Source organism: Xanthomonas sp. NCPPB 4037 (genome assembly GCF_041475695.2).
GTDB classification, from domain to species: domain Bacteria; phylum Pseudomonadota; class Gammaproteobacteria; order Xanthomonadales; family Xanthomonadaceae; genus Xanthomonas; species Xanthomonas campestris.
In genome coordinates this window covers 869,454-882,495 of the sequence record NZ_CM191261.1, presented here as the reverse complement: position 1 = coordinate 882,495, position 13,042 = coordinate 869,454, and the positions used below count along the sequence as shown (strand labels likewise).

The 13,042-nt window shown below is 67.1% G+C and carries 4 protein-coding genes; all 4 read right to left on the bottom strand.

What is annotated here, in order from left to right:
* Window positions 1-181: 181 nt before the first annotated feature.
* Complete coding sequence (gspE, locus tag ACCQ01_RS03890) at window positions 182-1,909, bottom strand: type II secretion system ATPase GspE (RefSeq protein WP_019237945.1); 1,728 nt, start codon at window positions 1,907-1,909, stop codon at window positions 182-184.
* Between the two features lie 131 nt (window positions 1,910-2,040).
* Window positions 2,041-3,924, bottom strand: a complete 1,884-nt coding sequence (locus ACCQ01_RS03885; RefSeq protein WP_228431626.1) for a S8 family peptidase — start codon at window positions 3,922-3,924, stop codon at window positions 2,041-2,043.
* A gap of 158 nt (window positions 3,925-4,082) precedes the next feature.
* Window positions 4,083-10,604, bottom strand: a complete 6,522-nt coding sequence (locus ACCQ01_RS03880) for an ESPR-type extended signal peptide-containing protein (protein ID WP_228431513.1) — start codon at window positions 10,602-10,604, stop codon at window positions 4,083-4,085.
* Window positions 10,605-11,136: 532 nt separating this feature from the next.
* Window positions 11,137-13,014 (bottom strand): S8 family peptidase, encoded by a 1,878-nt coding sequence (locus ACCQ01_RS03875; RefSeq protein ID WP_228431512.1) that lies wholly within the window; start codon window positions 13,012-13,014, stop codon window positions 11,137-11,139.
* Between the last annotated feature and the right edge of the window lie 28 nt (window positions 13,015-13,042).

The window sequence follows — 13,042 nt, the reverse complement described above, 5'->3', positions numbered from 1 at the left end:
GGGAATTGGGAATCGGGAATGGGGTGAGGCGCTTGGTCGTGGGGATTTGGGAACAGCGCGGCGGTGCGGGCGATGGGTGCGGGGGCCTTTGCGTTGCAGCGCATACGTGGGACTGCCTGAAAGCCCGCGTTATCCGCGTTAGATAGCGCGCAGCCTGCGCGCGTTGCTGCACTCGCTGCTCTCACGCATCCTCCGTGACGCGCAGGACTTCTTCGATGGTGGTTTCGCCACGCAGGGCCTTGGACAAGCCATCTTCGTACATGGTGCGCATGCCGGACTTGCGCGCCAACTGCTCGATCTCGCCCATGCCGGCGCGGCGCATCACCGCGCGGCGGAGTTCGTCGTTCATCACCAGGAACTCGACGATGGTGGTGCGGCCCAGGTAACCGGTGGGCGCCGCCGCCGTGGCACGCGGGCGATACAGGAAGATCTCGCCGTCCGGCTGCAGCCGGCGCAGGTCGAAGCGTTCGATCTCTTCCGGCGATGCGGCATAGCGTTCGGCGTTGGCCAGGTCGAGTTTGCGCACCAGGCGCTGGGCCAGGATGCCGTTGATGGTGGAGGTCAGCAGATAGTCTTCCACGCCCATGTCGAGCAGGCGGGTGATGCCGCCAGCGGCGTTGTTGGTGTGCAGTGTGGACAGCACCAGGTGGCCGGTGAGCGCGGACTGGATCGCGATGCGCGCGGTTTCCAGATCGCGCATTTCGCCGATCATGATGATGTCCGGATCCTGGCGCACGATGCTGCGCAGCGCGTTGGCGAAATCCAGCCCGATCTGCGGCTTGGCCTGGATCTGGTTGATGCCTTCGATCTGGTATTCCACCGGGTCTTCGACGGTGATGATCTTGACGTCGGAGGTGTTGAGCTGGCTCAGCGCGGTGTACAGCGTGGTGGTCTTGCCCGAACCGGTGGGCCCGGTGACCAGCATGATGCCGTGCGGTTGTTCGAGCACCTTGCGAAATTGCGGCAGGAAGTCTTCGGTGAAACCGAGCTTGTAGAAATCGAACACCACCGTTTCACGATCGAGCAGACGCATCACTACGCTCTCGCCATGCGCGGTGGGCACGGTGCTGACACGCAGATCCAGCTCCTTGCCCTGCACGCGCAGCATGATGCGGCCGTCCTGCGGCAGGCGGCGCTCGGCGATATTGAGCTTGGCCATGATCTTGATGCGGCTGATTACCGCGGCGGTGAGCTTGGCCGGCGGGCTTTCACCTTCCACCAGCACGCCATCCACGCGGTAGCGCACCTTGAGCCGGCTTTCGAACGGTTCGATATGGATGTCGGAGGCGCGCAGTTCCACCGCGTGCTGGATCACCAGGTTCACCAGGCGGATCACCGGCGCTTCGGAGGCAAGATCGCGTAACGCTTCGATGTCGTCGGTGCTGCTGGCATCGCCGTCAGCGGTTTCCACGATCGTGCCCATCGCGCTGCGGCCCTGCCCATACCAGCGCTCGATCAGGTCGTCGATTTCCGAGCGCAGGCCTACTTGCAGCAGCAGCGGCAGGCCGGTGGCCAGGCGCACCGCATCGATCGCGTAATCGTCGTAGGGATCGGCAATCCACAGGTCGAGCCGGCCATCGCGCTCGCCGACCGGGCACAGATGAAATTGCTTGAGAAAGCGCAGCGACAGGCCCTGCACTTCAGGCAGCATTTCCGGCGGGGTGTCGCCGAGCTGGCGTGCATCCACCAACGGCAGGCCGAGCACCTCGGCGCAGGTCTCGGCGTGATCGCGCTCGGACACCAGCCCCAACCGGCCCAGCAGCGCCAACAGGCCCATGCCGGATTCGGCCTGCAGCTGGCGCGCGCGCAGCAGGTCGGTGTCCTTCAGACGACGGCGTTCAAGCAGTGCTTCGACGATGCGCGTTTCTGCACTTCGCTGCTCAATTGGATCGACGGCAACCGCGTTCACACTCGTCTCCACAAGTCCGGCGCCGACTGTAGCAGTTTGCCGCGACGATCAACCGCACCACTGCGAAAGGCCCTGAAAAACGAATGCCCCCGGTGATTGGCCGGGGGCATTCGGTCACACTATTGCAGCGATTACTGTCGCGCGACGAGCGTCAGCTTCGCGTAGTCCCCTGCACCCACCAGCTTGATGTAGTAGGTACCAGCCTTGGGTGCGGTGAAGCGCACCGTTTCGCTGTTGCCCGGACGGGTGGACTTGGCGTCGTAATCGGTTGCGGTGGGCTCGGCTTCGAAGCTCACGTAGACCGACACGTTACCGGTGCCGCCGTAGGTCATGAAGCTCAGCACCGCACCGGCCTTGGCTTCGAAGCTGTACAACGTGGAGCTGTTGTACTCACCGCTCAGGCCGGTCAGCGGGGCCTTGTTGGTCAGGGCAATGGCGGCCGGCGCGCAGGTCTCGGTGTCCGGGTCGCAGGGCTCCACCAATACCGCTTCCAGCGCGGCCTTGGCGTCGACGATGCCGCTGCCGATCGGGGTGCTGGTCGGCGGGGTCACCGGGAAGCGGCGGCTGGTCTGCTTGAGCAGGGCTTCCATCGCCGCCGGGGTCAGCGGGCCATCGCCCAGGCCGATCGACGCGCTCTGCACCAGGGCCACGACACCGGCCACGTGCGGGGACGCCATCGAGGTGCCGCCCATACCCATGTAGCTATAGCTACCGGAGGTCGGGGTGGTGGCGCCGTCGTAGCCGGCCTGCCAGATGTAACCACCCGGGTTGCCGTCCACGCTGCCGCCGCCGCCGGGACCGGACAGGTCCACCTTGCTGCCGTAGTTGGAGTAGTAGGTGATGCCGCCGGTGATGCGGGTGGCGCCGACGGTGATGGTGTTGTTGCAGCTGGCCGGCGAATGGTTGGCCGCATCTTCGCCGCTGTTGCCGGCCGCCACCACCACGCTGGTGCCGCGCGACACCGCGCCATTGATCGCGACCTGGGTGGCCGGATCGCAGGGCTCGCCGCCACCCAGGCTCATGTTGATCACTTCGGCCGGGTTGGTGTTGGCGGGGACGCCATCGACCGTACCGCCGGAGGCCCACACGATCGCATCGGCGATGTCGGAGGTGTAGCCGCCGCAGCGGCCGAGCACGCGCACCGGCAGGATGGTGGCCTTCGGCGCGACGCCAGCCATGCCCACACCGTTATTGGTTGCCTCGGCCACGGTGCCCGAGACGTGGGTGCCGTGCCAGGAGCTTTCCTGTGCCACCGACCCGTCGTAGCAGACGTTATCGGCCTCTTCCCAGTCACCGTAGTCCAGCGCGCCCGGGACGCGGGCGTCGGTGGGGCGACGCGAGACTTCGGCATCGGTGATGAAGTCATAGCCCTGCAACAGGTTGCCAGCGAAGTCCGGATGGCCCGGCAGGATGCCGGTATCCAGCACCGCCACCACCACGCCGGCACCTTGCGAGAGGTCCCATGCGGCCGGCGCGTTGATGCCGCCGTTGGGGTTGCTCAGATGCCACTGGTACTGCGCGTACAGCGGGTCGTTGGGGACCAGCTGCGGGGTCACGTCGGTCGCGGCAACGCTCTTCTTGATTTCGACCGGACGCAGCATGCGATCGATCTGCACCTCGGCCACGGACGGGTCGTTCTTCAGCTCGACCACCACCTTGTCCACCTGTGCGGCGGTCAGCGTGCCGGACAGCTTGATCAGGTCCGAGCCAATGCCCAGCTTGCGCAGGTAGGTCGCCTTGGCGGCGGTGGCGCCAGCACGCGCACCGGTCACCGGTGCGGCACGGCCCACGGCCGATTGCACCACGCCCAGCTTGCTGCTGCGATCGCTCGCGGCGGCCGTGCCGTCCTTGTAACGCACGATCAACCGGCTGCTGAAATCGCTGGCGGCCGGCGCGGCTTGGGTCGGTTCCTTGACCTGCAACGCGGGGGCAGCAACGAGGGTGCCCGAAGCACCCAGGGCCATCATCAAGATGGCGCCAGTCAGCGGGTTGAGACGGAAATTCTTGTCGATCACGGTGAAGTCCTCTTCAGTTTTTCGTGGATCAGGCGTCAGCACGGCCATCACTCCCTGCGAATCCGTTGGCCGGCCAAGCCACGGTCCTCGCCCGCCCCCTCAGGCCTTGCTCTGTCGCGACGGCGCACGACGGCGCCGTCGCTGTTTTCAACCGTGCGTTACCAACCGAAACCGGCACCTACGCCGATCGAGCTGTCGTCGCCGCTCAATGCGCCACCGATGGTCACCGTGGCGCGCGGGCTGATTGCCCGCTGATAACCCACCGACAACGCCGACTCGCCGTTCTGGAAACCGACACCGGCACCGATGCGGTTCTGCGAGGCGATACCGGCCACGCTGGCGGACATGTTCAACATCGCCGAGCCCATCGCACCCTGGCGATCGAGGCGACGGTTCTGCCGGCGCAGACGGTCTTCGATATCGCCCTGGTAGGTTTCGAAGCTGTCGGCCATCGCGCTGTAGCGGCTGTCGGTGTAGCTGTTGGCTGCGGCCACGCCGCTATCCAACTGGCCCTTGTTGACCGCATCGGTGGCGCGCGTACCGGCGGCCACATTGGCCACCTGACGCTCACCGCCCACGCTGCCCACCGAGACCGTGTTGGCGCGGTCGGCAACCGAACCCTGGCCCAGTGCCACCGCACCCTGAGCACCGGCGCGGGCACCCTGCCCGATCGCCGTGCCCGAGGCCGCACTCACCTGCGCGCCTTCGCCCATCGCCACTGCATTGGTCGCCACCGCAGCAATCTGCGTGTTGGCACCCACTGCGGTGCTGCCATCGGCATTGACGCGTGCATTGCTGCCAATCGCGGTGTCGTTGGGGCCGTGCGCATACGCGCTGCCACCGATCGCGGTGCCAGTGATGTGGTTGGCCACAGCGGCGTTGCCAACTGCCGTCGAGGTGGCCGCCGGCGCGGCCGTGCCAACGACCGCAGCGGTCGGCGTGCCCTGCACGCTTGCGCTGCTGCCAGTGACATCGCTGCTCGCTGCCGTCGCTGATGCAGCCACCGCCGGAACCGCTGCGGTGCGCAGCGAAACCGTGCGTGCAGCGGTAGCCGTTGCGGTGCCGCCACGTGCATCCAGCTCGGTGACCTTGCTGTCCAACGCGGTCAATGCGGCACCGACGTTGTTGTAGCTGGCACCCTGGATGACGTAGGTCGGCGCAACGAACACACCTTGTGCGCCGATCGCCGCACCACCGCCGAGGAAGCTGGCGGTATTGCTGAGCGACTGGAAGAACTGGCCACCGTTGATCGCATCGGTGCTGGCATCGGCAATCGCGCCGGCACCCACATTGACGATGCGACGCGTCGCCGGGCCACCGCGGCCGTTGCCGCTGCCCACCGACACCACGTTGGCTTCGTAGGTGCGCGAACCGGAACCCAGCGCTACCGAATCGGCGCCGCTCGCACCCGCATTGGCACCGAGGGCGACGGCATTGGCGCCGCTTTGGCGCACAAAGGAGTTGTAACCCAGTGCAACGCCGTTCTCGCCGATGGAGTTGGTCTGCCGCCCCATCGCCGTGCTGTTCACGCCGCTGGCGCTGCTGTCCACACCCATCGCGCTGGCGCCGGTGGCCGAGGCAGTGCTGCCTGCGGCTACCGCCACGCTGCGGGCACCGCTGGCGGTGGCGCCAGCACCGGCGGCGGTAGCGCGATCGCCCGTTGCACGGGCCACGCCCTCGCCGGTGGTCTGCACCATGCCGCTGGTGGTCTGCACATCGGCCGCCAATGCATCCAGCTGGCCCTTGTTGACCGCATCGGTGGCGACTTCGCCGTCGCTGACATTGACGATGCGACGCGTTGCCGGGCCACCGCGGCCATTGCCGCTACCGACCGACACCGTGTTGGCTTCGTAGGTGCGCGAGCCCGAGCCCAATGCCACCGAATCGGCGCCGGTGGCACCGGCATTGGCACCGAGTGCAACACCGTTGACCGCGCTTTCGCGCACGAACGAGTTGTAGCCCACCGAGACCGCGTTTTCACCGATTACGTTGACCTGGCGGCCCACGCCGGTGCTGTTGATGCCGGTGGCCGAGGCATCCACGCCGACTACGCTTGCACCAATCGCATCGGCGCGGCTGTTGCCGCCGATCGCCAGCGTGTTATCCGCAAGTGCGGCAGCGCTCTGGCCCAACGCACTGGCGTTGACGCCGTCGGCATAGGAGTTCCAGCCGATCGCGGTGGTGTAATCGGCCGTGGCCCATGCACCGGCACCGAAGGCCGCTGCACCGGTGCCCGACGCACGTGCCGGGATGAAGCCGAAGAACGTGCTGCCGCCCACCGCTACGCTTTCATCGCCGGTGGCTTCGCTGAATTCACCCACGGCCACCGCGCTGGCGCCGGAGGCCAGCGACGCGGCACCCACTGCGGTGCTGTAGTCGCTGGATGCCACTGCGCCGTAGCCCAGTGCCGACGACAAGCGGCCGCTGGATTCGCTATAGCCACCGAAGGCGGCACTGCCCACGTTGGACGCGGCGCTGCGGAAGCCGACCGCCGTGGCCTGGTTGTCCGAGGCTACCGCTTCGCTGCCCAGTGCAGTGGTGTAGGTCGAAATGGCCTGCGCGCCGGCACCGTTGGCGGTGGCACCGATATCGCTGGCCAGCGCGTTGCTGCCCACCGCGCTGCTGTTTTCGCCCAGCGCCTGGGCGTTGTTACCCACCGCTGCGGCGCCGATGCCGCTGGCCAGCGCATCCATGCCGACTGCGGTTGCGCTCTCGGCAACCGCCTGCGCACCTGCACCCAAGGCGGTGCTGTTATCGCTGCTGGCATTGGCACCTTCGCCGGCGGCCAGCGCGTTGTCGCCTTCGATGTAGGCACCGGCATCGCTGTCGTCGCTGCCGCTGGCCTTGAAGTATTTGCTGGTGCCCTGCGCGGTTTCAGCCACCGCGGTGAGCTGGTCCAGATTCACCGCATCGGTGCCTTGCGTACCGGCCGCGACATTGGTGATCTGGCGCTCGTTGCCGGCACTGCCCACCGACACCGCAAAGTCGCGATCAGCGACCGAATCGGCACCCAGCGCTACGCTGCTTTCGCCGGTGGATTCGGCGAAGTTACCCAGCGCGGTGCTGTTCAAACCCGGAGCCCACGCCGCGCCGCCCAGCGCGGTGGAGAAATCGCCGGAGGCCTCGGTCGGCAACAGGCCGAGCAAGGCGCCACCCACCGCCACGCTGTTGTAGCCGCTGGCAACGCTGGCCTGGCCGGCCGCGATGCTGTACGCGCCGGAGGCAGTGGCATCGCCACCGACAGCCACGCTGCTGGAGCCGCTGGCGGTGCTGAAGTTACCCAGCGCGGTGCTGTTGAAACCGCTGGCGGTGGAATAGCCACCCAACGCGGTGGAGTAGTTGGAGGTGGCTTCGGCGCCAAAGCCGAATGCCGCCGCGCTGGTGCCATCGGCCACGCTCTCTGCACCGACCGCCGTGGCGGACTCGCCCGTGGCACTGGCGAAATAGCCCAGTGCAGTGCTTTCGGTGCCTTCGGCCACGCTCAGCGCACCACCGGCAAATGCACCATCACCGGACGCCCCTGCCGCTGCGCCCACTGCCGTGCTCTGCGCACCGGAAGCTTCGCTTTCGCCGCCCAGGGCCACGCCGTAATCACCGCTGGCCTGGCTGAAAGCGCCGGTCGACACGCTGCCGTAGCCGCTGGCAGCGGCGTTGTAGCCGGACGCATTGGCGTACTGCGCCGTGGCGCTGGCACCGCTGCCGATGGCGACCGCACCGATCGCAGTGGCCTGGCTGCTGGCGCCGAATGCGCTGCTGTAGTCGGCATCGGCGGTGGCATTGGAGCCGGCAGCCGTGGCGTCTTCGCCCTGTGCGAACGCGTTGCCGTCACCGGTGCCCGCATACAGACGCGCGGTGGTCTCGGCAGTGCCGGCCACGGCGTTGAGCTGGTCCAGGTTCACCGCATCGGTGCCTTCGGTACCGGCGGCCACGTTGGTGATCTGCCGCTCGCTCCCCGCGCTACCTACCGATACCGTGTTGTCGCGATCGGCAAACGCGTTGGCGCCGAGTGCGACGCTGTTGTCGGCGTACGCCACGCTGTCGGTGCCCAGTGCCGTGCTGCCTTCGCCCCACGCCACGCTGGCCTGGCCCACTGCCGTGGAAGCAGCACCGTTGGCAATGCTTTCGAAGCCGAGTGCGGTGGCGCCGCGCCCGCTGGCGGCACTGCTGGCACCCAATGCCGTGCTGTTGTCGGCAAGCGCCGATGCATTGGAACCTGCGGCAACGCTGTCGGCACCATCGGCAATCGCGGTGCCGTCACCGCTGGCGACAAAGGTGCGCGCAGTGGTGGCGGCGCCGTCGGACACGGCCGTGAGCTGATCTAGGTTCACTGCGTCGGTGCCTTCGGTACCGGCCGCGACGTTGGTGATCTGCCGCTCGCCGCCAACCGTGCCTACCGACACCGTGTTGGCACGATCGGCCACTGCGCCAACGCCAAGCGCGACGCTGTTGTTCACGGCAACTTGCGCACTGTCGCCGATCGCGATGCTGTCAGTGCCTTCAACGAAGGCCTCGGCGCCGAGCGCGATGCTGCGATCGCCGTATCCGACTGCCTGCGAACCGATGGCGATTGAGCGTCCACCGCCGCCCCAGGCGTTGTTACCGATAGCGACAGAACCGACGCCAGATGCGACCGACGTGATGCCGATCGCCACGCTCCCTCCGCCATACGCGGTGCTTTCAGCACCGATCGATGTGCTGCTATCGCCGAACGCCACGCTGGCAAATCCAAGTGCAGTGGATTCGTCACCATTGGCAATACTTTCGAAACCCACCGCCGTGGCGCCGCGACCAAATGCCACGCTCGTGCTACCGAGTGCAGTGCCATAGAAACCCGACGCGGTGCTGTCCGCACCCAGCGCGGTTGCATAGCGATCGCTGGCGATGCTGTTGAAGCCCACGGCGGTGGCGTTGTTGAAGTTCGCCACTGCACCGCTGCCCACCGCAGTGGTGTTGATATCCGATGCGAGACTGCTGGAGCCCAGCGCGGTGCTGTAGTCGCTCAATGCAGAAGCATTGGCACCTGCCGCAACGCTGTCCACGCCCTCGGCCAGGGCGCTGCCGTCGCCGGTCGCCACGAACGTGCGTGCCGTCGTTGAGGCCACATCCGAGACTGCGGTGAGCTGGTTGAGATTCACCGCATCGGTGCCTTCGGTGCCGGCGGCGACGCTGGTGATCTGGCGCTCCGCACCAGTTGCGCCCACCGACACCGTATCGGCGCGCGTGGCCACCGAGTTGGCGCCCAAGGCCACCGAGTTCGCGCCGCGTGCGGTGCTGTAATACCCGAGCGCGGTGCTGAGTTCACCGCTGGCCCACGACTCCGGACCCACGGCAGTGGCGCCTTCGCCCGGTGCATAGGCGAAGTAACCCACTGCAGTGGCTTCGGTGCCCGAGGCTTCGCTGAGCGTGCCGACCGCCGTGGTGTAGGTGCCCGAGGCAATTGCGCCGGCGCCAAGCGCGGTGGAGGCTTCGCCACTGGCCTGGGTCTGCACGAAGAACCCTAGCCCCGGAATCAGATCCACCGGGCCGCCGACGGCGGTGCTGCTGGTGCCGCTGGCGCTGGTCTGCGTGCCCACGGCCGTGGAGTAGTCGCCGGTGGCGTTGGACACCGCGCCGAACGCCGACGACTGCGCGCCGGCCGCGTAAGCGCCCACGCCATACGACGAGGCAGCGAAACCATCCGCGCTGGCGCTGGCGCCCACCGCGGTGCCGCCCACAACGGCGCTGGTGGCACCGGTGTCAACCGGCACACCGCCATTGGTGATCAGCGGGTTGCCGTCTTCATCCACAGCGGCTCCGCCCACCGCCACGCTGCCCGGCCCGTTGGCCTGCGCGTTGTAGCCGAATGCGGCGCTGTTCTGCCCTACCGCGAGCGCGTTGGCGCCCACGGCGGTGGCGTTGTCGGCCTGTGCATTGGCGCCGCTGCCCACGGCGAGCGCGCCGCTGCCGAAGGCGTTGGCGGCATCGCCGGCAGCCACCGCACCAGCACCATCGGCATACGCGCCGATGCTGTCGTCACCCGGCTGTGCCTTGAAAAATGTGGCGGTATCTTCGGCCACCTCGGACACGGCCTGCAGCTGCGCCACGTTGACAGCGTCGTTGGCGTTGACACCGGCGGACACGTTGGTGATGCGGCGCGTTGCCGGGCCGCCGCGGCCATTGCCGCTACCGATCGACACCACGTCGTCTTCGTGGGTGCGCGAACCGGCGCCCAGTGCCACCGAATTGGCGCCGGTCACGCCGGCATTGGCGCCGAGTGCCACCCCATTTTCGCCGGCCTGGCGCACGAAACTGTTGTAGCCGATGGCCACTGCGTTTTCGCCGATGGCGTTGGTCTGGCGGCCGATCGCGCTGCTGTTGACGCCACTGGCGCTGCTATCGGCGCCGGTGGCCACCGCGCCGGTGGCGCTGGCGTTGCTGCCTGCACCGATCGCGGTGGCATGGGCGGCGGGTGCCGACGCGCCACGGCCAACTTCGACCGACTGCGCACTGGCGGAAAGGGGAATGGCGATCCCGGCGCTACCCAGCGCCAGGGCGATCGCGGCGGCCAGGGAGAGTGCCTGACGGCGGTCAATCAGCGCGGCCGATGCCACGCTTCCCGGGCTGTCGCCGCTGGCCAATTCCGATGCCACGGCCCACACACCCAACGATTTGTTCCAGACCTTGCGATAAATCCGATTCATCGACGTCCTGCTCCTGAAGTGGACTGGTTTTTAGCGATTCCCCACCACCGCAAAAGCCTTCCAGCCAATGCGATCCCCCTGTGGTTACTGGCGCCATGGGCCGGGTGGCGGTGCGCGGAATTTCCCGCACCTTGGGATAGTCAAAAAATGAACGCTACCCAACCATAGAACTGGGCGAAGTGTTAACAGCGCTCAAATCGGGCGTCAAGTTTTTGACACGCCACGTGCATAACCGTGATGACCGTCACGCTTCAGGCTGGTTTTATTAGTTTTTCGATAAATCTTTGGAAAACAGCCACCTAGGTCACGCCATGCCGCACGCCGCCACGCTGAATAGGCGTGTCCGGGCAAGACAAAAAAACCCGCTGGCAGGACGCCAGCAGGCTTGGTTGCGCAAAAGATGGGCAGGAAACCGGTCAGGGCAGCGGCCAACGCTCCACACGTTGGCCGCTGCCGGAATCAGCGGGGCCCGGATGCGTCGCGGGCGCCAACAAATCGTCGCCGTGTGCATTGCGCAGCACGGCGTGTCGGATCACTGACGCGCGAGCAGGCTGACCCCATCGAAGCTGGCGCCATCGAGTTTGACGATGTAGGTGCCGGCGCGCGGCGCGGTGAAGCGCACGGTCTGGCTGGTGCCGCTGCGGGTGGACATGCCGTCGTTGTCGGCGGCGGTCGGCTGACGGTCCAGGGCCACATACAGCGCCGCCTGCCCGCTGCCACCGAAGCTGATGAAGCTGAGCACCGCACCAGCGGCCGCGTCGAAGGTAAACACCCCTGGATCGCCGGCCAGGTTGGAGATCCCGCGCTCCACCACACCATTGCGCAGCGGTTGCGCGTCCACGTTGCAGGTCACATCGCCTGCGCCACATTCCTGCAGGGCGCGGGCAACAGCGGCACCGGCATCCACAATGCCGCTGCCCGCAGGCGTTGCATCGGGAATGGCGACCGGGAATGCGCGTGCAGTGCGCTTGAGCAGGGTTTCCAGGGCCGCTGGCGACAACGGCGGTTTGCCGTCGGCGATCAACGCGCTCTGCACCAGGGCTGCGGTGCCTGCCACGTGTGGCGCTGCCATCGACGTACCGGCGAACGTGTTGCCGCCATAGGTGAACTGCCCGGAGGTCGGCGTGGTCCGGCCGGTGTAGAAGGTCTGCCAGATGAAGCTGCGGATCGGGCCATCGTCCGTGGCAAAGAACATCGAACTGCCACCCGGGCCAGCCAGATCGACCAGACGGCCAAAATTGCTGTAGTCGGTCAGCCCGCCCGTCGCGCGGGTTGCGGCCACGGCGATGACATTGGCGCAATTGGCAGGGCTTGAGGTCGACACGTCCGAGCCTTCATTGCCTGCCGCCACCACCACGGTGGTGCCGCGCGAAACCGCACCGTTGATCGCTGCCTGCGTGACCGCATCGCAGGCACCGCCGCCACCCAGGCTCATGTTGATCACTTCGGCCGGGTCACGGTTGTCCGGCACGCCGTCGACATGGCCACCCGATGCCCAAACGATGGCGTCGGCGATATCGGAACCAAAACCACCGCAATGCCCGAGCACCCGAACCGGCAGCACCTTCGCCCGGTAGGCCACGCCCGCGCCACCGATGCCGTTGTTGGTGGCTTCTGCCACCGTGCCGGCCACATGCGTGCCGTGCCAGGTGCTGTCGTCCGCCACCGAGAACAGGCCACATTCGCCGTCCTCTGCGATCCAGTCGCCCATATCGAGCGCGCCGGCCACCCGCTCGGCAGTGGGGCGCCGCGAAAAGAACGGATCGGTAATGAAGTCGTAGCCGGCGAGCAGATTGCCAGCCAGATCGGGATGGCCCGGCAGGATGCCGGTATCCAGTACCGCCACCACCACGCCCTCACCCTGCGTCGTGGCCCAGGCTTGCGCCGCATTGATGCCGCCGACCGGGTCGATGAGATGCCATTGATTGCTCTGCAACAGCGGATCATTCGGCAGCGCACCGCCACTGCTTTGCAGTGGATACATCCGCGGATCGATCTGCACCGACGCCACCGCAGGATCGGCCGCCACTTCCTTCACCAGGCGGTCGGCGTCGGCGCGGCTGAGCCGTGCGGGTAACTTCACCAGTTCGCCGCCCACTGCCAGCGTGCGCAGATACTCCGGTGCAGCCGCGTTACCGGCACGCGTTGCCGGTGCCAAACGCACCGATGCGCGGGCAGCGGCGGTGGTGATGGCAGCCGCTGCGGTCCGCCCGGCATCGCGTGTGGTCACCCGGCCGCTGCGGTAAGTCACGATGAGTCGCTCGACCGGCGCATTGGCCGCGGCTTGTGGCTGCCTGGCGCTTGCCGCCGCAGGGCCGGGGCTGGCGGCGGTTGCGGTGCCAACGCCAAATGGAGACGCGGCAACGCAGCACGCCAGCAGGAGGGTTCGATAAAAAGAAGTCTGGATCACGATGAGTTCCTTCAAGGTAAGTGCGAAA